The organism is Jannaschia sp. 2305UL9-9 (assembly GCF_041403465.1).
In the GTDB taxonomy this organism is placed as follows: domain Bacteria; phylum Pseudomonadota; class Alphaproteobacteria; order Rhodobacterales; family Rhodobacteraceae; genus Jannaschia.
The window spans coordinates 257,228-281,782 of the sequence record NZ_JBGEHM010000001.1 but is presented as its reverse complement, the minus strand read 5'-3'; the positions used below and the strand labels follow the sequence as shown (position 1 = coordinate 281,782).

23 protein-coding genes are annotated in these 24,555 nt (G+C 64.3%); 15 read left to right on the top strand and 8 right to left on the bottom strand.

Features of this window, described 5'->3' with window-relative positions:
- Window positions 1-500 precede the first annotated feature (500 nt).
- Window positions 501-1,214, bottom strand: coding sequence for a response regulator transcription factor CtrA (gene ctrA, locus V6N07_RS01365; protein ID WP_371153465.1), 714 nt, complete (start codon window positions 1,212-1,214; stop codon window positions 501-503).
- Window positions 1,215-1,307: 93 nt separating this feature from the next.
- The gene (locus V6N07_RS01360) at window positions 1,308-1,586 is read right to left on the bottom strand and encodes a DUF1153 domain-containing protein (RefSeq protein WP_371153464.1); all 279 of its coding nucleotides are present in this window, start codon (window positions 1,584-1,586) and stop codon (window positions 1,308-1,310) included.
- A 125-nt stretch (window positions 1,587-1,711) separates the two neighbouring features.
- Here V6N07_RS01360 and mnmA point away from each other — a divergent pair, with 125 nt between their 5' ends.
- From mnmA to V6N07_RS01340, 4 genes are all read left to right on the top strand, one after another.
- Window positions 1,712-2,851, top strand: a complete 1,140-nt coding sequence (mnmA, locus tag V6N07_RS01355) for a tRNA 2-thiouridine(34) synthase MnmA (protein ID WP_371153463.1) — start codon at window positions 1,712-1,714, stop codon at window positions 2,849-2,851.
- Window positions 2,852-3,092: 241 nt separating this feature from the next.
- Window positions 3,093-3,524 (top strand): DUF2852 domain-containing protein, encoded by a 432-nt coding sequence (locus tag V6N07_RS01350; RefSeq protein ID WP_371153461.1) that lies wholly within the window; start codon window positions 3,093-3,095, stop codon window positions 3,522-3,524.
- A gap of 87 nt (window positions 3,525-3,611) precedes the next feature.
- A complete protein-coding gene (locus V6N07_RS01345; RefSeq protein ID WP_371153460.1) occupies window positions 3,612-4,061 on the top strand; it encodes an RDD family protein in 450 nt (149 codons plus the stop codon).
- A gap of 167 nt (window positions 4,062-4,228) precedes the next feature.
- The gene (locus tag V6N07_RS01340) at window positions 4,229-5,095 is read left to right on the top strand and encodes an arginyltransferase (protein WP_371153458.1); all 867 of its coding nucleotides are present in this window, start codon (window positions 4,229-4,231) and stop codon (window positions 5,093-5,095) included.
- 21 nt (window positions 5,096-5,116) lie between these two features.
- Here V6N07_RS01340 and V6N07_RS01335 read toward each other — a convergent pair whose 3' ends face one another.
- Window positions 5,117-6,712: a divergent polysaccharide deacetylase family protein gene (locus V6N07_RS01335; protein WP_371153456.1), complete on the bottom strand. Its 1,596-nt coding sequence runs from the start codon at window positions 6,710-6,712 to the stop codon at window positions 5,117-5,119.
- A 109-nt stretch (window positions 6,713-6,821) separates the two neighbouring features.
- Between V6N07_RS01335 and V6N07_RS01330 the strand changes: the two genes are divergently transcribed.
- The 6 genes from V6N07_RS01330 (at window position 6,822) to lexA (ending at window position 11,684) form a co-directional block, all read left to right on the top strand.
- Window positions 6,822-7,403 carry an aminodeoxychorismate/anthranilate synthase component II gene (locus V6N07_RS01330; protein WP_371153455.1) on the top strand — a complete coding sequence of 194 codons (582 nt, stop codon included), beginning with the start codon at window positions 6,822-6,824 and terminating at the stop codon, window positions 7,401-7,403.
- On the top strand, window positions 7,400-8,416 hold the full coding sequence (gene trpD, locus V6N07_RS01325; RefSeq protein WP_371153454.1) for an anthranilate phosphoribosyltransferase: 1,017 nt from the start codon (window positions 7,400-7,402) through the stop codon (window positions 8,414-8,416). The genes V6N07_RS01330 and trpD overlap by 4 nt, the downstream gene beginning before the upstream one ends.
- Entirely contained in the window at window positions 8,413-9,225 is an 813-nt protein-coding gene (trpC, locus tag V6N07_RS01320) for an indole-3-glycerol phosphate synthase TrpC (protein WP_371153453.1), read from the top strand. The genes trpD and trpC overlap by 4 nt, the downstream gene beginning before the upstream one ends.
- Window positions 9,222-9,704 (top strand): cyclic pyranopterin monophosphate synthase MoaC, encoded by a 483-nt coding sequence (gene moaC / locus V6N07_RS01315; RefSeq protein WP_371153452.1) that lies wholly within the window; start codon window positions 9,222-9,224, stop codon window positions 9,702-9,704. The genes trpC and moaC overlap by 4 nt, the downstream gene beginning before the upstream one ends.
- On the top strand, window positions 9,701-10,879 hold the full coding sequence (gene glp / locus V6N07_RS01310; RefSeq protein WP_371153450.1) for a gephyrin-like molybdotransferase Glp: 1,179 nt from the start codon (window positions 9,701-9,703) through the stop codon (window positions 10,877-10,879). The genes moaC and glp overlap by 4 nt, the downstream gene beginning before the upstream one ends.
- Before the next feature lie 115 nt (window positions 10,880-10,994).
- Window positions 10,995-11,684 carry a transcriptional repressor LexA gene (gene lexA, locus V6N07_RS01305; protein ID WP_371153448.1) on the top strand — a complete coding sequence of 230 codons (690 nt, stop codon included), beginning with the start codon at window positions 10,995-10,997 and terminating at the stop codon, window positions 11,682-11,684.
- A 52-nt stretch (window positions 11,685-11,736) separates the two neighbouring features.
- On the opposite strand, the gene V6N07_RS01300 is transcribed toward lexA, so the two are convergent.
- Window positions 11,737-13,830, bottom strand: coding sequence for a ComEC/Rec2 family competence protein (locus tag V6N07_RS01300; RefSeq protein WP_371153446.1), 2,094 nt, complete (start codon window positions 13,828-13,830; stop codon window positions 11,737-11,739).
- A 119-nt stretch (window positions 13,831-13,949) separates the two neighbouring features.
- On the opposite strand from V6N07_RS01300, the gene gltX reads away from it, so the two are divergent.
- From gltX to V6N07_RS01285, 3 genes are all read left to right on the top strand, one after another.
- Window positions 13,950-15,362: a glutamate--tRNA ligase gene (gene gltX / locus V6N07_RS01295; protein ID WP_371153445.1), complete on the top strand. Its 1,413-nt coding sequence runs from the start codon at window positions 13,950-13,952 to the stop codon at window positions 15,360-15,362.
- Window positions 15,363-15,445: 83 nt separating this feature from the next.
- Window positions 15,446-16,741: a citrate synthase gene (locus tag V6N07_RS01290; RefSeq protein WP_371153444.1), complete on the top strand. Its 1,296-nt coding sequence runs from the start codon at window positions 15,446-15,448 to the stop codon at window positions 16,739-16,741.
- A 103-nt stretch (window positions 16,742-16,844) separates the two neighbouring features.
- Complete coding sequence (locus V6N07_RS01285) at window positions 16,845-17,243, top strand: hypothetical protein (RefSeq protein ID WP_371153442.1); 399 nt, start codon at window positions 16,845-16,847, stop codon at window positions 17,241-17,243.
- Window positions 17,244-17,255: 12 nt separating this feature from the next.
- On the opposite strand, the gene V6N07_RS01280 is transcribed toward V6N07_RS01285, so the two are convergent.
- Window positions 17,256-18,359: a DUF6456 domain-containing protein gene (locus V6N07_RS01280; RefSeq protein ID WP_371153440.1), complete on the bottom strand. Its 1,104-nt coding sequence runs from the start codon at window positions 18,357-18,359 to the stop codon at window positions 17,256-17,258.
- Between the two features lie 205 nt (window positions 18,360-18,564).
- On the opposite strand from V6N07_RS01280, the gene V6N07_RS01275 reads away from it, so the two are divergent.
- A complete protein-coding gene (locus V6N07_RS01275) occupies window positions 18,565-18,846 on the top strand; it encodes a DUF6477 family protein (protein ID WP_371153438.1) in 282 nt (93 codons plus the stop codon).
- 7 nt (window positions 18,847-18,853) lie between these two features.
- Here V6N07_RS01275 and V6N07_RS01270 read toward each other — a convergent pair whose 3' ends face one another.
- Window positions 18,854-20,398 (bottom strand): trimethylamine methyltransferase family protein, encoded by a 1,545-nt coding sequence (locus V6N07_RS01270; RefSeq protein WP_371153437.1) that lies wholly within the window; start codon window positions 20,396-20,398, stop codon window positions 18,854-18,856.
- A gap of 139 nt (window positions 20,399-20,537) precedes the next feature.
- On the opposite strand from V6N07_RS01270, the gene guaA reads away from it, so the two are divergent.
- Window positions 20,538-22,127 carry a glutamine-hydrolyzing GMP synthase gene (gene guaA / locus V6N07_RS01265; protein ID WP_371153435.1) on the top strand — a complete coding sequence of 530 codons (1,590 nt, stop codon included), beginning with the start codon at window positions 20,538-20,540 and terminating at the stop codon, window positions 22,125-22,127.
- A 10-nt stretch (window positions 22,128-22,137) separates the two neighbouring features.
- On the opposite strand, the gene V6N07_RS01260 is transcribed toward guaA, so the two are convergent.
- A complete protein-coding gene (locus tag V6N07_RS01260; protein WP_371153433.1) occupies window positions 22,138-22,623 on the bottom strand; it encodes an N-acetyltransferase family protein in 486 nt (161 codons plus the stop codon).
- Window positions 22,623-24,170 (bottom strand): helicase HerA-like domain-containing protein, encoded by a 1,548-nt coding sequence (locus tag V6N07_RS01255; RefSeq protein ID WP_371153432.1) that lies wholly within the window; start codon window positions 24,168-24,170, stop codon window positions 22,623-22,625. Before V6N07_RS01255 ends, V6N07_RS01260 begins: the two co-directional genes overlap by 1 nt.
- Window positions 24,171-24,555: the final 385 nt, after the last annotated feature.

The following is a 24,555-nucleotide window of genomic DNA, read 5'->3' as shown; positions in this document are numbered from 1 at the left end:
GATATGGGCCGCGTGACAGCGTTGCCAGTGATTCCGTCGGCGAATTGCCCCCGCCGCTTCCGCGTCGACACCGATGACCGTGCGATCCTTGTTACGTGCGGGCGGTGAGGTCGGCAAACCCGGCCACGGGGACGAGGCCTGTCGTTCCAACCCTGTGAATGGGGTTTCGGCAGAGCGCCAGGTTGCCCTTCAGATTGCAGCCACCCCGGCAATCCGGTCAGGATGGACCATTTGCTTGCGCGGTGGGGTTGGCCCTGGCTCGCGTCGTTACGCCCCCGGCGGGACATGTATGGTTGCTGAAGGATACAAGGGCCCTTCTCGTATCCTGCAAGCCCGACCCCGATGGCGGACGATCTCTGCCTGCAAGTCGGTGAACGGCCAGTTGCGTCAGATGACGCTCGGCCCATCCATGATGAATGACATGGGGGATACGGAACAATGAAAAACGCCACCCGGACAATGCCCGAGCGGCGTTCCGTGCACACCGGGGCCGATCGCGGTCAGGCCGAGATCAGCCCGCGGCTTTCTTCGGAGGCTTCCTGCGGATCGCGCAGGACATAGCCGCGCCCCCATACCGTCTCGATATGATTGAAGCCGCCCGTGGCTTCGGACAATTTCTTGCGCAACTTGCAGATGAAGACGTCGATGATCTTCAACTCGGGCTCGTCCATGCCGCCGTAGAGATGGTTGAGGAACATCTCCTTGGTCAGGGTCGTCCCCTTGCGCAGGGACAGCAGCTCCAGCATCTGGTATTCCTTGCCGGTCAGATGGACGGTGCGCCCTTCGACCTCGACCGACTTTGCGTCGAGGTTGACCTCGACCGTGCCGGTCTTGATCACCGACTGGGAATGACCCTTGGACCGGCGCACGATCGCATGGATGCGCGCGATCAGCTCATCCCGGTGGAACGGTTTGGTCATGTAGTCATCGGCCCCGAATCCGAAGCCGCGGATCTTGTTTTCCGTGTCATCGGACCCCGACAGAATCAGGATCGGAGTCTCGATCCGCGACATCCGCAGCTGCTTGAGGACGTCATGGCCCGTCATGTCAGGCAGGTTCAGATCGAGCAGGATCAGGTCGTAATCGTATAGTCGGGCAAGATCGATCCCTTCTTCCCCCATGTCCGTAGAGTAGACATTGAGATTCGCACTCCCAAGCATCATTTCGATGCTCTTGGAGGTGGTGGGGTCGTCTTCGACGAGCAGGATTCGCATGGCCTTCTCCCGGAGGTACTGAGGTGTAGGCCAACCTTTGCCTGAAATAGTTAACTTCTGGTTACTGTGAAATGGCCGATCCGGGTTTACAACTCAGGACTGTCGAAACTGTTGTATCAGTGTGGTTTTCAGGCCATCCGTCCCGTGGGCGGATATCGCCGACGCCCATCCTGCGTATTCCTCTTCGGACAGATCATACCATTCGATCGCCTCATTGAGCGTGATGAGGCCGGATTCGACCCCCATGACGACCATGGCCTTGCGCCGCGCGACCCAGCGCGTCGTTCCCCTTGGCGGCAGGTCGGCGCGCGTGATCTGCGACCCATCGGGCAGCGTCACGACACGCGGACCCGGCCCCTTCCTAAGAAACATCGCCACCTCCTGTTTTTCTTGCGACCTCTGTTTGTGGTTCGGGTCGTTAAACGAGGGTGAAGCTGGACCTTGAGAATAGGTCATATTTTCCTATATCTGGCGGCAACCTCCGTCGGAGATACGACATGCCCCTCGATACGACCCTGAATTCCCTCGGCCTGCCCAAGGCCCCTGCCGACACCCGTGTCGTCGTCGCCATGTCCGGCGGCGTCGACAGCTCGGTCGTGGCCGCGCAACTGGCCGAGGAAGGCTACGACGTCGTCGGCGTCACCCTGCAGCTGTATGACCACGGTGCGGCGCTGGCCAAGAAGGGCGCCTGCTGCGCCGGCCGGGACATCCATGATGCCCGCCGGGTCGCGGAAACGATGGGCTTTCCGCACTATGTCCTCGATTACGAGAACGCCTTCCGGGAATCCGTCATCGACGAGTTCGCCGACGCCTATCTTGGCGGTGCCACGCCCGTGCCCTGCATCCGGTGCAACGAGCGGGTGAAATTCCGCGACCTGCTGGAAACGGCCAAGGATCTGGACGCCGATTGCATGGCCACCGGTCACTACATCCAACGCAAGGTAGGCTCCGGCGGGCCGGAGCTGCACCGCGCGGCCGATCCGGTGCGCGATCAATCCTATTTCCTGTTCTCGACCACCGATGAGCAGCTGTCCTACCTGCGGTTCCCCCTGGGACACCTGCCCGACAAGGGCGCGACGCGGGCCCTGGCGGCGAAATACGGCCTGCCCGTTGCCGACAAGCCCGACAGTCAGGATATCTGCTTCGTGCCGAACGGCGATTACGCCGCTGTCATCGAAAAGTTGCGCCCCGACTCCGCGCAGCCCGGCGCCATCGTGGATATGGACGGGCGTGAACTGGCCCGGCACGACGGGGTGATCCATTACACCATCGGTCAGCGCCGCGGCCTTGGCATCGGCGGCCTGTCCGAGCCGCTTTACGTCGTCAAGCTGGACCCCGAGACGCGGCAAGTCGTCGTGGGCCCGAAGTCGGCCCTGTCGACCCGGCTGGTGCCGTTGCGCGAAATCAACTGGCTTGGGGATGAGCCGCTGTCCGCCCGCGAGGAATGGCATATCGGCGTCAAGGTGCGGTCGACCCGTCCCCCGCGCGAGGCGATCCTGCGACCCAAGGCGAACGGTCTGGCCGAGGTCGAACTCCTCACCCCGGAGGAGGGTGTCTCGCCCGGCCAGGCCTGCGTGTTCTACGACATGGACAGCACCCGCGTATTCGGTGGCGGCTGGATCTGGCGCGGCTACTGACGCCTGCGGAGCGCAACCACCCCCGGCGCCGGATGCGCACCTGACCCCGCGAACCATCTGTCATGCAGTGTATCGCATCACCGCCCCGGATTTCCGGCGCGGTAATGCCGCGTGTCAGGCCGAACGAATCTTATGTAAATCCCTTTAACTTTTTTCGAGGACCCTCTTGTCAGGCCCCTTTCGCCTTCCCATCTCTGATCATGTGAAAGACATTCACATCAACCAATGAGGAGAGAATTTGATGACACCGTCCCATGCCTATTCCGGCCCCGAGACCTCCGGTAACTGGCTTACCCGTACCGAAGCGTGGCTCGACGCCCGCGGCAAGGGCGCCTGGATCGCCACGATGGTCCTTGGGTTTATCTTCTTCTGGCCCGTTGGTCTCGCCCTTCTCGCTTACATGATCTGGAGCAAACGCATGTTTTCCGGCCGCAATTCCCCGATGTCCTGTTCCCCCCGTGCCCGTGGCGCGATGACGCGCATGCGGTCGTCCGGCAACATGGCCTTCGACAGCTACAAGGCCGACATGCTGCGCCGGCTGGAGGAGGAGCAGGAAGCCTTCCAGAGCTACCTGAACCGTCTGCGCGAAGCCAAGGACAAGGCCGAGTTCGACCAGTTCATGGACGAACGCGCAAAGCGCAAGCCGGACACCGACTCTCCGGTCGAGACCTGATCCCACCGGCGCGCCCCGCGATCATGGGGCGCGCCGAGCCACCATTCCGACATGCCCTTCCAGTCATTGAGAAAGCCCACCTAGAACATGACGTATACCGCCGCACCCACCGCCCTGCCGGACCCGGTCCGCGCCCCCGAATTCTACAGCGGCATCCTGTTCAAGCGTGCCGTGGCCTGGGTGATCGACGTGACGCTGATCACCGTCTTCACCTTTCTCGTCGGCCTTGCCACCCTGTCGATTGGCTGGTTCCTGTGGCCGATCACCTTTCTCGTCACCGGCTTCCTGTACCGCGTCGCCAGCCTGTCGAACCGGTCCGCGACCTGGGGCATGCGCCTGATGGGGATCGAACTGCGTGATATCGAGGGCGACCGCTTTGACGGAACGACAGCGGCGATCCATGTCCTCGGCTACTATGCGTCGATGGCCTTCGTCCTGCCCGCCCTGGCATCCTTGGCCGCGATGTTCGTGACCGACCGCAGGCAGAGCCTGACGGACCTCATCCTTGGATCGGCGGCAATCAACCGCCCGTCCTGACCCTTACAAGAACTGTCGAATTTGTGGATAATCCGGGCTTTATGGCCCGGATTGATTCCGTTTGCGAGGCAGGTCACCGCCAATCCCTGCCGATCGTTGCCGTTTTTCGTTGACCTGACTCGGGTGGTAGCTAGGCTCCGACATGGTCCTCAAGAAAGTTCTCTCCTATGCGCCACAGTCTGCCGCTGACGCCGCAATTCTATGTGACGGCACCGCAGTCCTGTCCCTATCTGGATGGGCGGCGGGAGCGGAAACTGTTTACCGCATTGCAGGGATCCGGCGCAGCCGAGTTGAACGACAAACTGTCCAAGCAGGGCTTTCGCCGGTCGCAGAACGTCCTCTATCGCCCCAGCTGTGCGGATTGCACCGCCTGCCTGTCGGCGCGCATCCGGGTCGCGGATTTCGCGCCCAACCGGTCACAGCGCAAGGTCCTGAAACGCAACGCTCATCTGCGGCGCGAGGTGACATCACCCTGGGCCACGGAGGCGCAGTTCAAGCTGTTCCGCCACTACCTCGAAACGCGCCATGCGACGGGCGGGATGGCCGATATGGACATTTTCGAGTTCGCCGCGATGATCGAGGAGACCCCGATCCGCACCCGTGTGATCGAATACTGGGACGACCGTAACGCCAGCGATCCGGCCAAGCCGGACACGCGGGTCGAGCGTGACGCCGCTTCCGGCTCCGCCTTGCGCGCCGTCTGCTTGACGGACGTCCTCGATGACGGCCTGTCGATGGTCTATTCCTTCTACGATCCCGACTTCCCGCAGGACAGCCTCGGGACGCAGATCATCCTCGACCATATCGAGATCGCGCGCGAAGCCGACCTGCCGTATGTCTATCTCGGATACTGGGTCCCCGGCTCTCCGAAGATGAGCTACAAGGCGCATTTCAGTGCGCTGGAACTCTACAAGAACCGGGCGTGGCGTCCGATCGGCGCGCCCGAGGACCACATCCACGAGACGCATCCCTTGGCGGTGGAGCCCATTTCCGAACAGGTCGCCCAGATCGATCTTCCGCAGACGACAGGTTGACGGCACGCTCGTCGCGAAGCCCTACCCGTCGATCGCCGCCCGCAGCAAATGGCTGACAGGCGCCACGGCGACCGCCTCGGACCGCCGGCCGAGCGCCCATGAGAACAGCGCCGTGACCGTATCGGGCGAGGTGCGCCCGACAACCATCGCACGCCCGTCCTGCGCCGCTTCGAAGGTTGCCCGGTCAAGATAGCGGGTGATGACGGGCGCGCGCTCTCCGTCCGCATCGATGACACGATAGAGGCTGTCTGCCGGAATGCCGTCGCGCTGGGCGTTCGCGACGCCCGAATTCAGCCCGCCGCCATAGGTGACAAGACCCAGCCCAACCTCCGCCATCGGTGGCAACAGCGCGGACAGCGCCTCGCGGTTGCCAGAAAACCCTCCGTCCTCGCGATCGAGGATACCGACGGCGCCCGGCATCTCGGCAAGCGCGCCGGTCAGGGCGATCTCGATATCCTGCGGGGCGTCCGATACCGGCAGGCCCGTGGCCAGCATCAAGACCTCGTGCCCCGCATCACGGTAGAACTGCATCGTCTCGGCCGCATCCGGCGCGGTCGGATCGACCGCGAAGGTCACCGGAAAATCGAACGCCAGCAGGTTGTCGCGCGTCATGCCTGTCGATGGATCATCGATCAGGATGATGGAGAACAGCGGCAGATCCAGGGGGTTCGAAAACGGTTCCGCATTGGCGATGATGGCCGGCTCGGGGGTCTCACCTGCCTCCGCCCCCGTCGCATCCTCTGCCGCGCGCTCGCTGTCGAGGACGATGCGGCGCGGAATGATGAAGGGCGCCTCTTCTTCCTCCACTTCGGTCCGCTCGATGACGACGGGGTCGGTGACCAGCACCACCGGCCCGTCGGCTTCGGCGTTCGTTTCCTCGCTCTCCTCGGCCGGCGACTCGGCCTCCTGGTCCGTCGGGGGCTGCGACGTCGGCCCGGTTTCGGGCACGTCAGGGTCCTGCGACGGCGGGGCGGCGACGGTTTCCACGGGCGCGGCAAGGATGATTTCCTGCTCGACCACCGTCGTCTCGACCTCGCGAAAGGTTTGGGGCGCGCCTTCGCTGACGGTGGCGGGCCGCGCAGGCGCATCGCCCGCGGCCGGGGCCGTGACGGATGCGATCGCCCTGCCCGGCTGGGGCTGGGACGCGGTGGCGGTATCGGGGGCGGGCGCGTCGGTCGGCACATCCGGGTCCGGGCGCACGATGGTGACATCGGTGCGCAAAACGGCGTCCGCACCGGGGGTCATCGGTTCCTGATCCACGGGGGGCAGGTTGAACTGACTGCCCGCCGGCAGGGCAAGCGCCTCGTCCGGGGTCTCATCGGCGGAGGCCTCGGAGGTCGCATCGGCGACGACATCGACCGTGGCGGTCGGCACAACCTCGCCGACCGTGACTTGCAGACCGCTTTCGCGCGGCAGACCCTCGGGCCTTTTCGGGGCCGAATCCTCGGCTGCGCCCATCTGCGGCGCGACCGGAATACGGGTGGAATCGATCTGGCCCGGTGTGGGTGCCAGCAGGGATACGGCCCCGACAAGCAAGCCAGACAACACCGCGCCACTGCCCGCGCCGACCAAAAGCCCCCGCCACATGCGCGTTCCCTTCGATGTTTCGTAACCCATTGACCCCGACCTGTCCTGCGCCGCCTTGACCCTGCCCCCGGGCCTTGGGCATGTATAGCCCGCACGTGCCCGGCATGGCACCCCCGATGGCCCCCGAGGAGGGACAGGCTTGCTCCTGCTGATAGACAACTACGACAGCTTCACCTGGAACCTCGTGCACTATGTCGCCGAACAGGGCGCCGAGGTGAAGGTGGTCCGCAACGACGCAATGGATGTGCAGGCCGCGATGGCCCTGAGGCCTGCGGGCGTCCTGCTGTCCCCCGGTCCCTGTGATCCGGATCAGGCGGGCATCTGCCTGCCGATGGTGCACGCCTGCGCCGAAACGGGCACACCCCTGCTGGGAGTCTGCTTGGGGCATCAGGCGATCGGCCAAGCCTTCGGTGGCAAGGTGGAGCGCGCCGCGGACATTGTGCATGGCAAACTGGGCCGTATGGAAAACGACGGGACGGGCGTATTCGCCGGCCTGCCGTCGGCATTCGACGCCACGCGCTATCACTCGCTGATCGTCGAGCGTGACAGCCTGCCGGATGACCTGGTGGTGAACGCATCCTTGGCGGATGGCACGATCATGGGCCTGCGCCACCGTGACCTGCCGATACATGGGGTGCAGTTCCACCCCGAGAGCATCGCCTCCGAGAATGGACACGCGCTGCTCAAGAATTTCCTCGATATGATGCCGGTGGCAGCATGACCGATCTGCGCCCGATCCTGAACGTTGCCCCCGATCGTCCCCTGACGTCGGACGAGGCGACGCAGGCCTTTTCGACCTTCTTCGACGGCGATGCCACGCCTGCGCAGATCGCCGGTCTGCTGATGGCGCTGCGCACGCGGGGCGAGACAACGGATGAGATCGCCGCCGCGGCCGCGGCGATGCGGGCGCGTTGCAACAAGGTCGCCGCACCGCCGAACGCGATGGACATCGTCGGCACGGGCGGCGACGGCAAGGGCACGCTCAACATCTCGACGGCCACGGCCTTCGTCGTCGCGGGTTGCGGCGTGCCCGTGGCCAAGCACGGCAATCGCAACCTGTCTTCGAAATCGGGTGCGGCGGATGTCCTGACACAGATGGGCATCAACGTTCAGGTTGGCGCCAAGGTCGCGGAAAAGGCGCTGCGGGACGTCGGCATCTGTTTCATGATGGCCCCGATGCACCACCCTGCGACGCGGCATGTCATGCCGGTGCGCGGGGAACTCGGGACCCGGACGGTGTTCAACATCCTCGGCCCCCTGACGAATCCGGCCGGCGTCAAACGTCAGCTGACGGGCGCGTTTTCCCCCAAGCTGATACGTCCCATGGCCGAGGTTCTGGGCGCCTTGGGGTCGGACGTCGCGTGGCTGGTCTACGGCCATGACGGGACGGACGAAATTTCCATCGCCGGTCCGACATCGATCGCCGTTCTGGAAAACGGGACGGTCACCGAACGTCAGATCACGCCCGATGACGCTGGTTTGCCGACCCATCCGTTCGAGGCCATCCTCGGCGGCGAACCCGCCGAGAACGGAGAGGCCTTCGGCGCCCTGCTCGACGGAAAGCCCGGTGCCTATCGCGACGCCGTTCTTCTGAACTCGGCGGCGGCCCTCGTGGTGGCGGGCGTCGCACCGGATTTGCCGTCCGGTGTTGCCATGGCCGCGAAATCCATCGATGAGGGTGCGGCCATCGGCAAGGTCGAGGCCTTGGCCCAGCTTACCGCGGAGGCAGTATGACAACGCCCACCATTCTCGAGAAGATCAAGGCCTACAAGCTGGAAGACGTGGCCGCCCGCAAGGCCGAGCGCGGCCAGGAAGCGATCGAGGCGGCCGCCCGCGCCGCCCCAACCGTTCGCCCGTTTGGTGACGCGCTCCGCGCCGCGACGCCGACCGGCTATGGCCTGATTGCCGAAATCAAGAAGGCGAGCCCGTCCAAGGGCCTCATCCGGGCCGATTTCGACCCGCCCGCCATCGCCGAGGCCTATGCCCTCGGCGGCGCGACCTGCCTTTCCGTGCTGACTGACGGTCCTTCGTTTCAAGGCGACGACAGCTATCTGGTTTCCGCGCGCGAGGCAGTCGACCTGCCGGTGCTGCGCAAGGATTTCCTGTACGACCCATGGCAGGTTGCCGAAAGCCGCAGCCTCGGGGCCGATTGTATCCTGATCATCATGGCCAGCGTCTCGGATGCGCAGGCCGCCGAACTGGAAGCCGCCGCGACCGAATGGGGCATGGACGCCCTGATCGAGGTCCACAATCAGGAGGAGTTGGAGCGCGCATCCCTGCTGTCCTCCACCCTGCTCGGCATCAACAATCGCGATCTCAACACCTTCGTGACCGACCTGGCCGTCACGCGCGACCTGTCGCGGCACGCGCCCGAGGACAGCCTGCTGATTTCGGAAAGTGGCCTGTTCACACCCGAGGATCTGGCGGACATGGCGCAATATGGCGCGCGGTGTTTCCTGATCGGGGAAAGCCTGATGCGTCAGGACGATGTGACGGATGCGACGCGCAAGCTTCTGGCGCGGCCCTTGGTGGCGCTTCGGTGACGGACCTTACACATTTCGACGGCAATGGCGCCGCGCATATGGTCGATGTGTCCGGCAAGGCCGTGACCGACCGCATTGCCGTGGCCGAGGGCCGCGTTTCGATGTCGTCCGAAACACTCGCGATCGTGACCGAAGGCACGGCGCGCAAGGGTGATGTTGCAGGTGTCGCCCGCCTTGCCGGGATCATGGGCGCGAAACGCACCGCCGACCTGATCCCCCTGTGCCACCCCCTGCCGTTGTCGAAGGTGTCGATCGACATCGCGCCTGCGCCCGAATTGCCGGGTCTCACCGTCACGGCCACCGTCGGAACGACCGGCCAGACGGGCGTGGAGATGGAGGCGCTGACCGCCGTCTCCGTCGCCTGCCTGACGATCTATGACATGCTGAAGGCGGCGCAGAAGGACATGGTGATCGGTCCGGTTCAGCTGGTATCGAAAACCGGTGGCAAGTCCGGCGACTGGCAGGCGAAGGCCCCGTGATCTCGGTCGAAGAGGCGCGTGCCGCCTTGCTGGGTCTGGCGACACCTCTGCCGGTCGAGACGGTGCCACTGCGCGCCGCCGCGAACCGCACGCTGGCCGGGCCATTGCTTGCGCTGCATGATCAGCCGTCGTTCGCCGCCTCGGCCATGGACGGCTATGCCGTTGCGGCCGATACATGTCATCCGGGTCAGACGTTCGAGGTCATGGGCGAAAGCGCCGCCGGCCATCCCCATGTCGGTGCCGTCGCGCAGGGGCAAGCCGTCCGCATCTTCACGGGCGCGGTCCTGCCCCAAGGGGCAAAACGCGTCCTGATACAGGAGGATGTGGACCGGGACGGCAATCGGATAACCCTGCGGTCCAATCCCGATGACGCACGCCACATCAGGCCAGCGGCGGGGGATTTCGCCAAGGGAATGCCCCATCATCCGACGGGCCCCCTTGGCGCGCGGGATATCGCCCTGTTGGCGGCGATGGGCCACGGTGTCGTTCCCGTCGTGCGCCGCCCCAGCGTTGCGATCCTGATGACCGGGGACGAATTGCGCGCGCCCGGACAGGCCCTGTCTGCGGGCCAGATCACGGCATCGAACGGCTATGGCCTTGCCGCCATGTTCGACGGCATGGGCGCGATCACGCGGCTTCTGCCGATCGCGCGGGACACGCGCGACAGCCTGAACGCCGCGATGGACTTTGCCACCGGCGCTGACCTTCTGGTGACAATCGGCGGCGCGTCGGTCGGGGACCACGATCTGATAGCGGAGGTCTTGCGTTCGCGCGGGGTGGACATGGCGTTCCACAAGGTCGCGATGCGCCCCGGCAAGCCGCTGATGGCTGGCCGGATCGGCGACATGCCGATCGTCGGCCTTCCGGGCAATCCCGTGTCGGCAATGGTTTGCGGGTTGTTGTTCATCAGGCCAATGATCGCGCGGATGCTGCACCGGCCTGACACGGACAACACGTTGCAGGCCTCCCTTGCCCATGCGATCGGCGCGAACGGCCCGCGTGCCCATTACATGCGCGCCAGTATGGGGAAGGACGGGCGCGTCAGCGTGGCGCCACAACAGGACAGCAGCTTGCTGTCGGTCCTCGCGTCCTGCGATACGCTGGTTGTCAGGCCACCCCATGATCCGGCCCGGAATGCCGGTGATACGGTCCTCTGCATCCCGCTGCCCCATTAACCCTTTCTAAACGAAGGACGGTCAGTGTTCCAAAGAGCGATCCATCCGGTTGACACAAAACCGGAACTTTCATAGAACGAAATAGGATCACACCGTAAGGAATGGGGACTGGGACATGCTCACGCGAAAGCAACGCGATCTTTTGGCGTTCATTCACAAACGGGTGCAGCGGGACGGCGTCCCACCTTCCTTCGATGAAATGAAAGACGCGCTGGACCTGCGGTCCAAGTCCGGCATTCACCGTCTGATCACGGCTTTGGAGGAGCGGGGCTTCATCCGGCGTCTGGCGCACCGCGCCCGCGCGATCGAGATCACGCGCCTGCCAGATGACATGGCGGCGTCCACCGGCTTCGTGCCCCGGATCATCGAAGGGGACAAGCCCAACGACCCACCCGCAGAGGCACGTTCCGTTCAGATCGATGCGCGGGAACTGCCGCTGATGGGGCGTATCGCCGCCGGTGTCCCGATCGAGGCGATCAGCGAAGTATCACGCCATGTGGCCGTTCCGGGTCAGATGCTGGAACGCGGTGGCGAACATTACGCGCTGGAGGTCAAGGGCGACTCGATGATCGACGCGGGCATCAACGATGGCGACGTCGTGGTGATCTGTGAACAGGGCACCGCCAACAACGGCGACATCGTCGTGGCCCTCGTCGATGATCAGGAGGCGACCCTGAAGCGATATCGTCGATCCAAGGGGATGATCGCGCTCGAGGCTGCGAACCCTGCATACGAAACCCGCATGTTGCCCGAAGACAGGGTGCGCGTGCAGGGACGTCTGGTCGGCCTGATCCGCAGCTACTGAGGGGCCAGCCCCGTTACGGGTTCAAGGATACGACGTTCCGGTCGCCGGTCGATCACTCGACCGATTCGCGTCCGGCACGTGTCCACGGGCGCCGCCCCTGTCCTTCGGCGCTCGTACGGATCGTGATCGTGCCATCCGGATCGGCTTTGGTGATCGCAAGTGCTCCAGTCTCGCGCAGGCTGCGCTCATCGAAGATACGGCATTGGCCGGAGGGTGCTTCGACACGCACCGGCGTCACGATCCACAGCGCCTCGGTCGCGCATCGGTTCAGCGCAGCATCAAGCCCGGTCTTCCCGCGCAGGGCGACAATCTCCGGCAGATCCGGAGGCACGCCACGACGGGACGCGGCCTGCCACTGGCTTGCGCCATCGCCGTCGTTTTCCAGCCAGTTCATCGCGGCAAAGGCGGCGCCCTCGTCACGGCTCAACTGACGGCCTTCTGCGGTCATGATACCGACAACCCTGCCATCCGACGCGATGAGGACGTCCGGTCGTGGGCTGCGCAACCAGAGCATTGCCGCCACCACAACAAGCGACAGCGCAAGCCAGCGCCCGCGCCCCACCGTGCAGCCGAGGACCGCCATGCCGAGCCCGAGCAATGGCAGGACCACAGGACCGGGCGCCTTTACATGTCCGACCGATCCCGGCAGGCCGGCCACGAATTCCGCCACACCGATGATCCACGCGATCCCCTGACCGGCCAGCCAGAAGGGCGCGACCTCCAACCCGAGGCCAAGCGGCCAGAGCAGCAGCCCGAGCAGCAGGAGCGGCATGACCAGCATGCCCATGGCCGGGACCGCCAGCAGATTGGCGAGGACACCGAACTGTCCCACGCGGTTGAAGTGCAGCGCGGCGAAGGGCGCGGTCGCAGCCCCCGCGACGATCGAAGAGATCAGGAGGGAGAGGATACCTCCGCGCCATCCCGTGAACCACGCCCCCCATCGATGATGGTGACGCAGTGGCGCCAGACCGCGGAATGCCACCACGAGAGCGCCTGTCGCAGCAAAGGACATCTGAAATCCGGGGCCCGTCAGGCTTTCCGGTCGCCAGACGAGGACGAGGATCGCGGCCAGCGCGACCGACCGCAAGGACAGGGCCCGCCGTCCGACGAGGATCGCGATCAGCATCACGGCGGCCATCACGAATGCCCGTTGCGTGGCCACTGATCCGCCGGAGAGGAACAGGTAGAATATCGCAAACGGAAGGGCGCAGGCCGCCGCCCATGCCCGCGTCGGATGGCGCAGGGCGACAGCGGGCCACAGGGCCAGCCCGCCCCGCACCGCCCAGAACACGAAACCCACCAACAGACCCATATGCAGGCCGGAAATTGCCAGAAGATGTGCAAGGTTGGAGGCGCGCAGCGCATCGACCACGTCGTCGGGCAGACCGGACCGGTCGCCGGTCGTGATCGCGGCCGCAACCTCGCCCTGAACCCCCGGCAGACGCGCCCGCATGCCGTCAGAGACCAATGTGCGCAACCGGGCGATCGCGACCGATAGCCCCCGATCCGGGGGAGCGGTACGCAACAGGTCCACGCGGCTGTAGCCGATCGCGCCCAGTTTCAGGAACCACGCATGACGCTGAAAATCGAAGCCCCCGGGTTCGGTCGGACCGTTCGGCCCGGACAGATGTGCGGTGGTCATGACCTGATCGCCGGGCGCGACGGTCTCGGGGTCAGGCCCATGCAGCGAAACACGCGCCCGCCGTGGCGTCGCATCCGGCGCGATCCCGTCGAGGCGCACCTGATCCAACGTCAACCGCACCGCCCCGGAGCTTGAACGGTCGATATGCACCACCCGCCCTTCCACGGAACCGTAGTAGCGAAACTCCAGCACCGGGCCGGCAACCACGGCGGTGCGCGCGATACCGGACAACAGACCGCAGACGAGGGCGGCCATCAGCAAGGCAATGACGCCGGCGCCATCCCGGCAGGCATAGGCAACCGCAAACAGGGTCATGGCGCAGATAGCGAGCCCGGCCGCCTGCCAGGCCAACGGCTCCACCGGCAAGGCGAAGTACAGGCCGACACCCGTTCCGAAGGCAACCGCCACGAAAGGCAGGCGCCGTCCGCGCAGACCCTGGCATGCCTGCACCATCCGGAGGGGAACACCGCGCAGCGGACCCTGCGTGACCTGCGCCTGGTGCATCCTTGTCCTCCGTCCGAGAGGTCCATAGAACCCCCGAACGAGGATGGCGGCGGATGGTTTACAAAACATTAACCGTCGCCTGACAAACAGCCCTCAGACCGTCCCGGAGACCCGCCCGCATGTCAGCCCCCGTCGTCACCCGTATTGCCCCGTCGCCCACAGGCTACATGCACATCGGCACCGCCCGCACCGCCCTTTTCAACTGGTTGTTCGCCCGTGCCCGGGGGGGCAAGTTCCTGCTGCGGGTCGAAGATACTGACAAGCAACGCTCCACCCCCGAGGCGACCGAAGCGATCTATGGCGGGCTGCGCTGGCTGGGTCTGGACTGGGACGGGGATGCCGTCAGTCAGGCCGACAACGCCGACCGCCATGCGGAGGTCGCGCATCAGATGCTTGCCTCGGGGCATGCGTACCGGTGCTATTCCAGCCAGGATGAAATCGAGGCCTTCCGCGAGGAGGCCCGCGCCGCCGGGCGATCGACGCTGTTCCAATCCCCGTGGCGCGACGTGCCGGAGGCCGATCAGCCCGACGCCCCCTTCGTCGTCCGTCTGCGCGCCCCGCGCAGTGGTGAAACCGTCATCGCGGATGCGGTGCAGGGCGACGTGACGTTCCGCAACGATCAGCTGGACGACATGGTGCTTTTGCGCGCGGATGGCACGCCGACCTACATGCTGGCGGTCGTTGTCGACGACCATGACATGGGGATCACCCATGTGATCCGCGGTGACGATCACCTGAACAACGCCGCGCGTCAGGCACAGATTTTCGACGCGATGGGCTGGCCGCAACCGGTCTGGGCGCACATCCCGCTGATCCACGGGGCGGACGGCAAGAAGCTGTCCAAGCGTCATGGCGCAACCGGTGTCGAGGAATATGCCGCGCTCGGCTTTCCGGCGGCCGCGATGCGCAACTATCTGGCGCGCCTCGGGTGGAGCCACGGGGACGACGAGTTCTTCACCGACGCACAGGCGCTGGAGTGGTTCGACCTCGACGGTATCGGTCGTGCCCCCGCGCGCCTCGACCTCAAGAAGCTCGAGAACATCTCGGGCCAGCATCTTTCGGCGATGGCGGATGCCGATATCGTTGCGGCTGCTATCGATTTCGCCCCCCGCGACGGGCGGCCCATGCCTGATGCCGACGCCCTTCTGCCTGCGGTGCCCGTGGTCAAGGAGGCCTGCAAGACGCTTGGACAGATCATCGATCGGTCCCGGTTCGCCCTTGTCACACGCCCGGTCGAGGCAGACGAAAAGGCAGCCAAGGCCCTCGACCCGGTATCCCGTGGTATACTGAATGAATTGACGCCGCACCTGCAAACTGCTAGCTGGACGCGGGACGCATTGGAGGGGATCGTCGGTCAACTGGCAGAGGAAAAGGGCCTCGGCCTTGGCAAGCTGGCCGCACCGCTTCGGGCGGCCTTGGCCGGGCGAACGGCAACCCCCAGCGTATTTGATATGATGCTCGTCCTCGGACGGGAAGAAACTCTGGGCCGCCTCGGCGACGCGGCCTTGGAACCGGGGGCGCAGACCAGCTGATCCCCTGATATAGTCAGCACAACATTGTGCAACATCAACGGGATGACGGGGTGACCCGCCCACCCCTGGACGAGAGGACCACCATGGCAGACACTGACAAGACCGCGACCCTGAGCATTGCCGGGGAAAGCTATGAGTTGCCGATCCATTCGCCCACCGCGGGCCCCGACGTCATCGATATCGGCAAGCTCTATGGGCAGGCGGATGTCTTTACCTATGACCCGGGCTTTACCTCGACGGCTGCCTGTTCCTCGGCGATCACCTATATCGACGGGGATGCGGGTGTCTTGCTGCACCGCGGCTATCCCATCGGTCAGCTTGCGGAAAAGTCGCACTACCTCGAGGTTTGCTACCTCCTGCTCTACGGTGAACTGCCCTCCGCCGCGCAGCTGGAGCTGTTCGAAACCACCGTGACCAAGCACACGATGATTCATGAGCAGATGCACAACTTCTTCCGTGGTTTCCGCCGCGATGCACACCCGATGGCAACCATGGTCGGTGTCGTCGGCGCCATGTCGGCGTTCTATCACGACAGCACCGACATCAATGACCCGTGGCAGCGCGAGGTCGCGTCCTTCCGCCTGATCGCCAAGATGCCGACGATTGCGGCGATGGCCTACAAGTATTCGGTCGGTCAGCCGTTTGTCTATCCGAACAACAACCTCGATTACGCGTCGAATTTCCTGAACATGTGTTTCTCGGTTCCGGCCGAAGAATACGTTGTCGACCCGATCCTTGCACGCGCGATGGACCGGATCTTCATGCTGCATGCGGATCATGAACAGAACGCATCCACGTCGACCGTGCGCCTTGCCTCGTCGTCCGGCGCGAACCCGTTCGCCTGCATCGCGGCGGGTATTGCCTGTCTCTGGGGGCCCGCACACGGCGGCGCGAACCAGGCTTGCCTCGAGATGCTCAAGGAAATCGGCACGGTCGATCGCATCCCCGAGTTCATTGCCCGCGCCAAGGACAAGAACGACAGCTATCGCCTGATGGGCTTTGGCCACCGCGTCTACAAGAACTTCGACCCGCGCGCGACCGTGATGAAGGAAAGCGCGGACGAGGTTCTGGAACTGCTGGGCGTCGAGAACAACCCGATCCTTCAGGTCGCGAAGGAGCTGGAGCGTCAGGCCCTCGAAGATCCGTATTTCGCCGAGAAGAAGCTGTTCCCGAACGTCGACTTCTATTCGGGCATCATCCTCGAAGCGATGGGCTTTCCGACGTCGATGTTCACGCCGATCTTCGCGCTGTCGCGCACCGTCGGCTGGATTTCCCAGTGGAAAGAGCAGCTGTCCGATCCGGCCCTCAAGATCGGTCGTCCGCGTCAGCTGTATACCGGCCCGACCGAGCGGAACTATGTCGAGGTCGAGAACCGCTAAGGTCCTTGAAGACATCGGAAACAGGAAAGGCCCGGTCCATTCACGACCGGGCCTTTTGCATGTTGTCTGTCAGTTCTCAAAAGGCGGAATCAAGTCAGTGAGCATGCACGACCCTATCGCCGACAAGATCGACAGCCAGCTTCGGGTTCTGGACGAAACGAGGGGCCTGCCCGAAAGCGGGCGCCAGATCCTGATCGTGTCGAGCTACACTCTTGTTTCCTCAAACTTTCAGACCCAGTCCCGACCCGTCGAAAACCGAACGGAAATCATCGTGACCGGCCATCCGTCGCCCAGTTCGGATGTAACCAGCGCCCTGTTGCAATTTGTCGAGGATCGCGCGCCATCCCCGCCCCAATACGACAGCGCGAAACAACGGATCACGCTGTTCTATCCGCATGACAGGATTCACATACTCCTTGCGCAATTGGTACATGCCAATCGCTATATCTGGATCGGCAAGTTCGCGGCGCAGGACTATGCAGACATTCATTCACACGATTAGCGGCACGCGGCCCTACCGCAGCCCGTCGTAGTGGTCCTTCAGGCGCTGCAGGGCGATCCGCAGGACGATCTTGCCGGATCGGGCCGACCAGCCCATGCGCTTTTCGGCCGCTTCAAGGCCTTCGAGGAAACAGCAGACCCGCAGGACCACATCGCCCAACCCCGGCCCGAGGGCGCGCAGGGCATCGGACACGCGCGCGCGCGCATCTTCGGGGCCCGATAGCGGATCACCGGACGCCATCTGCCCGCGTCCGCCGGCGGTCAGAAACCGGTCCCAGTTCTGGCCAACGCGTGGGCCCATCTGTGCCCGCTCGAAATCTTCGCGCAGGCGTTCCCCGGCCACGACCAGATCCATCGACAGGAAGGCCTTGCCATCCTTGTCGCGTTTGCGCGCCAAGGCGCCCAACGGCGATTCCGCCAGGTTGACGCGCAGGCGTTCCTCTCCCGCCGGGCCGGGCACTACGCGGTCCTCCATCTGCATGTGCTGCGTCAGAAACGGGCTGGGCGACTCCGCCATCCCGCGGGCTTCGACGCGCTGCTTCAGGTCTTCACCCAACAGCCGCTTGAGCGCCGCGCGCCCCGCCTCGGTGATGCGGTAGCGCGTGATCCGCCCTGCCTTGAAGCAGGAAACCCAGTCCTTCAGGACAAAGGCCTGCGCCACGTTGCGCGGCAGGGTGGCGGTGCGTGTGGGCACCTCGCCGGCACCACGCAAGACGGCGGCCTGCGGCATCCCCTGCCCCACGGCCAGAAACGAGTCGGCCTCGCACAAGCGGCGGAGAATGCGTTTAGCCTCGCGGTTGAGGGTGGCATCGTCGACGAGGGCGGCGCTTTGCGGCATGGCTGACATCGCGGAGTGTTCCTTCGTATCTTTGGGGCTGTTGCCCGATTTGGCGACTTCTGCGAGCCGCTCAATCATGTCGTCCACAAGGGGATCGTCACGCCGTTGCTCCATCCTGCGGACCTGACGCAAAACCGTGGATGCGGCACACCCCCGATCCTGCGCGACAGTCCGCAAGGGCCGTCCCACACAGGCATGATCCACGTAGGTGCGCACCGATTGTGGGACCCAATCCGGAAACTGGGAAACCGCGTTTTCGATAGCGGAAGGGGGGGACATCAAAGCTCCGGCGAGTTGTGGAAAACTCCGCCAATTCACCCTCGATTGGTTACCAATAAGTTAATTGTGCACGTGGACAGCACAATTGTTTCCAAATCGTAAACATGAAGTCACAGGCGTACGCTGCACCCCGGTTTCACGCAACATGGCCTGCACATCGGTCATTGTGGCGAAACTTAGGCAAACTGAACTCAAAGGCTCTTCGATGTGCAAAATAACCAGCGAATTGAATGATCTGCGCCGCCCCAGCCTGCTGGTGGATGCGGCGAACTGCGGAACAGAGGCCTATCAGAGGCGCCGTGATCTGCGTCGCATGCTGCGGGTCGCAATTCCGCCGACGGCGCGGGCCGCGTTGGAGAAACTGCTCCCGATCGAGGCCGATCTGGAGAAGCGCCGCCGCATGGGCGCCACCACCTACAGCTTTGCCCGTCATGTGGATATCTTGGTGGCCCTGCTGGCCGAAGCGCGGGCCTTCCGCGCCTCCTGATCGGGGATCACATGTTGGCGTCCGGCATCTCTGCCTTGCGCCGGGCAACATAGGCGAACAGGGCCTCGCGCTTGGCGGGGTCCATCGCCGGTTCCTCATAGGAAGCAAGCATGGCGTCCTTGCGAATACCGGCAAGGGTGCGCGTGTCCCGCGCGCCGTCTTCCAGCCAGGTCTCGAATGGCTTGTAATCCATCAGCGTCGACCGCCAGAACGCCGTCTGATAATTCGCCTGCGTATGCGCGCAGCCGAGATAGTGCCCACCGGGCCCCACTTCCTCGATTGCGCCCATGGCCTGTGCGTTCTCGTCGATCGGAACGCCTTCGGCCATCTTGTGCAGGATGCCCAGTTGATCGGCATCCATCACGAACTTCTCGAAGTCCGCGACCAGCCCACCTTCCAGCCAACCGCAGGCGTGCAGCATGAAGTTGACGCCTGACAAAAGCCCTGCGTTCAGGCTGTTGGCGGTTTCGTAGGCGGCCTGGGCGTCCGGCAACTTCGATCCGCAGAACGACCCCGCGCTGCGATACGGCAGGCCCATGCGGCGCGCCAGCTGACCGGCGCCATAGGTGATCTGCGCCGCCTCGGGTGTGCCGAACGTCGGCGCGCCCGAATTCATGTCGATCGACGTCACGAAGGCCCCGAAGATGACCGGCGCCCCCGTGCGGACCAACTGGCTGTAGGCGACTCCCGCCATGACCTCGGCCAGAACCTGCGTCAGCGTGCCCATTACCGACACGGGCGCCATCGCCCCGCCGACGATGAACGGGGAAATGATACAGGCCTGATTGGCGCGGGCATATTCCTCCAACGCGCCCATCATCACCGAATCCAGCGTCAGAGGAGAGTTGATGTTGATCAGGGAGACGAGCGCCGTGCGCCCGTCGAGGCCTTTGCCATCCCCCCGGTCGAAAAGGATGTCGCACATCTCGATCGAATCGCGCGCCCGGCTCGGCTCCGTGACGGATCCCATGAACGGTTTGTCCGTCAGGGTCATATGCGCCAGCAGCATGTCGAAATGGCGCTTGTTCACGGGAATATCCGTCGGTTCGCAAACCGTGCCGCCAGAGTGGTGCAGCCACGGAGACTGATGCCCCAGTTTCACGAATGTCTCGAAATCCGCCATGGTGGCATAGCGGCGACCACCGGCATCGCGAACGAAGGGCGGACCATAGATCGGTGCCAGAACGAGGTTCCGGCCGCCGATCTCGACGTTGCGGTCGGGATTGCGGGCGATCTGCGTAAACGATGACGGCGCGGTCGCACAGAGTTTGCGCGCAAGCCCACGCGGGATGCGCACGCGATCCCCGTCGATCTGCGCCCCGGCATCCTGCCAGCGTTCCAAGGCCGCCGGATTTTCAGGGAACGCCACGCCGATGTCCGCAAGCACGGTCTCGGCGTTCGCCTCGATGATCGCGAGCGCCTCCTCCCCGAGGACTTCGTAGTTCGGAATGTTACGGCGAATCGTCGGTGCAACCGTGACCTTCGTCGATGTCCGTTCCGCCCGACGAGCAGCCCCGCCGCCGCCTCGCTTTCTACGCGCCGTTTCGACCATGCCACGCTCCTCTGCCGGGTTTTTTCCGCTTTATCCCCTGCATTCGCGCGAACATCGCACGGATGCGGCCACGGCGGGCGAAACACGACATGATCGGCCCACCTTGTCAGACCGCAAAGAGGCGCGTAATCGCCTGCCCATGGATATCACCCCGGATCACGAGCGTCTGCTCATCATCGACTTTGGCAGTCAGGTCACACAACTGATCGCGCGACGCCTGCGCGAGTTGAACGTCTACTGCGAAATTCATCCCTTCCAATCGGTCACCTCTGAGTTCCTGTCGGATTTCGCGCCCAAGGCCGTGATCCTGTCCGGTGGCCCGGCCAGCGTGGTGAACGAAGGCTCTCCGCGCCCCCCCGCCGAAGTGTTCGAGATGGGCGTGCCCGTCCTTGGCATCTGCTATGGCCAGCAGGTGATGATGCAGATGCTAGGCGGTGAGGTTCTGGGCGGCAAGATTTCCGGCGGTGGCGGAACGGCCGAGTTCGGACGGGCGCATGTTGCCCCCGCCGGATCGCTGCCGTTGCTGGACGGCTGGTTCACGGGCCCCGACAGCACGGGCCGCGAACAGGTCTGGATGTCCCATGGCGACCATGTCAGCCGCCTTGCCCCGGGGTTCGAGGTATTCGGCACGTCGCCGAACGCGCCGTTTGCCGTAACCGCTGATCCCGCAAGACATTTCTATGCGGTACAGTTCCACCCCGAGGTGCACCATACCCCCAAGGGCGGACAGTTCTTCGAGAATTTCGTGCGCATTGCCGGGTTCTCCGGCGACTGGACGATGGCCGGCTACCGCGAACAGGCGGTCGAGGCGATCCGCGAACAGGTCGGCGATGCAAAGGTCATCTGCGCCCTGTCCGGTGGGGTCGATTCCTCCGTTGCGGCCGCCCTTCTGCACGAGGCGATCGGCGATCAGCTGACCTGCGTGTTCGTGGACCATGGCCTCTTGCGCAAGGACGAGGCGATCGAAGTCGTCGCCATGTTCCGCGACAACATGAACCTGAACGTCATCCACGCGCAGGAGCAGGATCTGTTCCTCGGTGAGCTTGAGGGCGTCTCCGATCCGGAGACCAAGCGCAAGATCATCGGCAAGCTGTTCATCGATGTCTTCCAGAAATACGCCGACCAGATCGAGGGCGCCGCCTTCCTTGCGCAGGGCACGCTCTACCCGGATGTCATCGAATCGGTGTCGTTCAGCGGCGGGCCATCCGAGACGATCAAATCGCACCACAACGTCGGTGGCCTACCCGAAAAGATGGGCCTGAAATTGGTCGAACCCCTGCGCGAGCTGTTCAAGGACGAGGTGCGCGCACTTGGTCGCGAACTCGGCCTGCCGCCGTCGTTCATCGGGCGCCACCCCTTCCCCGGCCCCGGCCTCGCCATCCGCTGTCCGGGCGAGATCACGCGCGCCAAGCTGGATATTTTGCGCCAGGCGGATGCGGTCTATATCGACCAGATCCGCAAGCATGGCCTCTATGACGAGATCTGGCAGGCCTTCGTGGCGATCCTTCCCGTGCGGACGGTCGGCGTGATGGGCGACGGGCGCACCTACGACTATGCCTGCGCCCTGCGTGCGGTCACCTCGGTGGACGGCATGACGGCCGATTACTATCCGTTCAGCCATGAATTCCTTGGCGAAACGGCGACACGGATCATCAACGAAGTCGCGGGCATCAATCGGGTGACCTACGACATCACCTCGAAGCCGCCGGGCACGATCGAATGGGAATGATGACGCGCGCCTAGGGCGCGCGTCTTTCCATCATCACCACGTCGCGCCAGATACCCGCCATCGGACCGTAGGGCATTCGGCCCAGCCGTTCGCGCGTGCCCACGACCCGGAACCCGCAGGACCGATGCAGGGCGAGGCTTGCCTCGTTCTCGGGAAAGATCTGTGCAACGAGCGTCCAGATACCCTGCACCTCGCTCTGCGCTACCACATGTGACAACAGCGCCCGACCGACACCGCGACCGACGGCCGTCGTGGCGACATAGGTGCTGACCTCAACCACACCTGCATAGACCGGGCGTGCCGAGGTGGGTGCCCAGCCGGCAAAACCCAGAACGCGGCCTGCATCCTCTGCCACCAGCAGGTGATCGAAACCGGCCTCGAATTCCGTCCAGTCCAGCGCATCTTCGCGAAAGGACGCCTGCCCCCCCGCCAATCCATCCGACTGGATCGCCGTCAGCGACGGTCCATCATCGGGCCGGGCCAATCGCAGATCCATCAACGCCCCCGGAACAGACCGCCAAGAACACCGCGGACCAACGCACGGCCGGTCCCGGTGCCCAGCTGGCGCGCCACGGATTTTGCAAAGGTCGTGCCGATGCTGTCACCGCGCGACTTGCGCGGTTTGGCGGTGGATCGGGACACCCGCGTCCCGGTATAGCGGCGCCCGGCAGTGTATTCCCGTGTGACGACGCTTTCCGCTTCCTCGGCGGCCTCGACCTCCTCGGCCGCGCGGGCGGCGTCTTCGGCGCGCTTTTGCAGAACCTCGAAGGCCGAGATGCGGTCAACCTCCTGTTCATAGCGACCGAACAAGGGGGATGCCGCGATGACCGCCCGGCGTTCCTCCTCCGTGATGGGGCCCAGTTGCGAGGCGGGCGGACGAATCAACGTCCGCTCGGCGACGCCCGGAATGCCCTTGCGTTCCAACAGGCTTGTGACGGCCTCTCCGACGCCGACTTCGCGGATGGCGTCCTCGATATCGAAACGCGGATTTTCGCGATAATTCTGCGCCGCCTGCCGCAACGCGCGCCGATCCTTGGCGGTATAGGCACGCAAGGCATGCTGCACGCGGTTCCCCAACTGTCCGAGGATATCCTCGGGGATGTCGTCCGGGCTTTGGGTCACGAAATAGACGCCAACCCCCTTGGACCGGATAAGCCGCGCCACCTGCTCCACCTTGTCGACCAGGGCGCGCGGCGCGCCGTCGAACAGCAGATGGGCCTCGTCGAAAAAGAACACCAGCTTGGGTTTGTCCGGGTCGCCGACCTCGGGCAATTGTTCGAACAACTCCGACAGAAGCCACAGAAGAAACGTCGCATAAAGGCGTGGCGCTGCCATCAGCTTGTCCGCCGCAAGGATGTTGACACGACCCCGGCCATCGCTGTCCTTCTGCATGATGTCCGACAGGGCCAGCGCAGGCTCTCCGAAAAGATTGGCGCCACCCTGATCCTCAAGCATCAGAAGGCGCCGCTGGATCGCGCCGACCGATGCGGTCGAGATATTGCCGTAGCGCAGGCTCAGGTCCTTGCGGTTTTCGCCGGTCCAGACGAGCAGAGCCTGCAGGTCCTTGAGGTCCAGCAGGGCCAGCCCCTGTTCATCGGCAACGCGGAACGCGATGTTCAGGACACCTTCCTGCGCCTCGGTCAGGTCCATCAGGCGGGCCAGCAGCAGGGGGCCCATTTCGGACACGGTCGTCCGCACCGGATGACCCGCCTGCCCGTACAGATCCCAGAACGTGACGGGACAGGCGCGATACCGCAACGACAGGCCGATGGTTTCCGCGCGCTCCATGAAGGGTGCATGCAGTTTGTGATCCTCGGACCCCGCCTTGGCCATTCCGGACAGGTCCCCTTTCACATCCGACAGGAACACCGGCACGCCTGCGTCGGAAAATCCCTGCGCAAGGATCTGAAGGGTCACCGTCTTACCCGTACCAGTGGCCCCGGCGATCAGGCCGTGGCGGTTGGCATAGTCCAGCCGCAGGTTCTGAGGCGTGGCATAGCCGTCGCCACCGCCGCCCGCGAAAATCATGCCCGTATCACCCATAGCAGCGCGCCCCGTTCCGTTAGCGTCGAATTAACCTTCGTCTGCGATACCAAACCCCGGCGGCGACGCACAGTCCGCGTTGTTGCCAACCTCCCTGTCGACTGGCCGCGCGGCGTTGAACCCGCGCGGTCCTTTTTTACGAGCAGGGCACGGAACCTCGGACAATGGCCGGACCCCTGCCACCATCGCATCAAAATAGGATGTTGACGCCTCTCGTGGCGCTGCGTAGGCTCCGCTTCATAACAAGTCGGCCAGTCCGACGGGGAGATAAACAAAACCGAAAAGGGCCTGCTCACGGGCCCTTTTCTGCTTTTGATCAGCAGTTTGTCGCCGCTCGTGGAATGCAGGCGGGACAGACGGAAAATCCCCCTGCCCCCGCTGTGCA

Coding starts and splice junctions, on each gene's coding strand:
- ctrA (WP_371153465.1), bottom strand. CDS start 1,214: ATGCGAATCCTGCTCGTCGAAGACGACCCCACCACCTCCAAGAGCATC.
- V6N07_RS01360 (WP_371153464.1), bottom strand. CDS start 1,586: ATGTTTCTTAGGAAGGGGCCGGGTCCGCGTGTCGTGACGCTGCCCGAT.
- mnmA (WP_371153463.1), top strand. CDS start 1,712: ATGCCCCTCGATACGACCCTGAATTCCCTCGGCCTGCCCAAGGCCCCT.
- V6N07_RS01350 (WP_371153461.1), top strand. CDS start 3,093: ATGACACCGTCCCATGCCTATTCCGGCCCCGAGACCTCCGGTAACTGG.
- V6N07_RS01345 (WP_371153460.1), top strand. CDS start 3,612: ATGACGTATACCGCCGCACCCACCGCCCTGCCGGACCCGGTCCGCGCC.
- V6N07_RS01340 (WP_371153458.1), top strand. CDS start 4,229: ATGCGCCACAGTCTGCCGCTGACGCCGCAATTCTATGTGACGGCACCG.
- V6N07_RS01335 (WP_371153456.1), bottom strand. CDS start 6,712: ATGGGTTACGAAACATCGAAGGGAACGCGCATGTGGCGGGGGCTTTTG.
- trpD (WP_371153454.1), top strand. CDS start 7,400: ATGACCGATCTGCGCCCGATCCTGAACGTTGCCCCCGATCGTCCCCTG.
- trpC (WP_371153453.1), top strand. CDS start 8,413: ATGACAACGCCCACCATTCTCGAGAAGATCAAGGCCTACAAGCTGGAA.
- lexA (WP_371153448.1), top strand. CDS start 10,995: ATGCTCACGCGAAAGCAACGCGATCTTTTGGCGTTCATTCACAAACGG.
- V6N07_RS01300 (WP_371153446.1), bottom strand. CDS start 13,830: ATGCACCAGGCGCAGGTCACGCAGGGTCCGCTGCGCGGTGTTCCCCTC.
- gltX (WP_371153445.1), top strand. CDS start 13,950: ATGTCAGCCCCCGTCGTCACCCGTATTGCCCCGTCGCCCACAGGCTAC.
- V6N07_RS01290 (WP_371153444.1), top strand. CDS start 15,446: ATGGCAGACACTGACAAGACCGCGACCCTGAGCATTGCCGGGGAAAGC.
- V6N07_RS01285 (WP_371153442.1), top strand. CDS start 16,845: ATGCACGACCCTATCGCCGACAAGATCGACAGCCAGCTTCGGGTTCTG.
- V6N07_RS01280 (WP_371153440.1), bottom strand. CDS start 18,359: ATGTCCCCCCCTTCCGCTATCGAAAACGCGGTTTCCCAGTTTCCGGAT.
- V6N07_RS01275 (WP_371153438.1), top strand. CDS start 18,565: ATGTGCAAAATAACCAGCGAATTGAATGATCTGCGCCGCCCCAGCCTG.
- V6N07_RS01270 (WP_371153437.1), bottom strand. CDS start 20,398: ATGGTCGAAACGGCGCGTAGAAAGCGAGGCGGCGGCGGGGCTGCTCGT.
- guaA (WP_371153435.1), top strand. CDS start 20,538: ATGGATATCACCCCGGATCACGAGCGTCTGCTCATCATCGACTTTGGC.
- V6N07_RS01260 (WP_371153433.1), bottom strand. CDS start 22,623: ATGGATCTGCGATTGGCCCGGCCCGATGATGGACCGTCGCTGACGGCG.
- V6N07_RS01255 (WP_371153432.1), bottom strand. CDS start 24,170: ATGGGTGATACGGGCATGATTTTCGCGGGCGGCGGTGGCGACGGCTAT.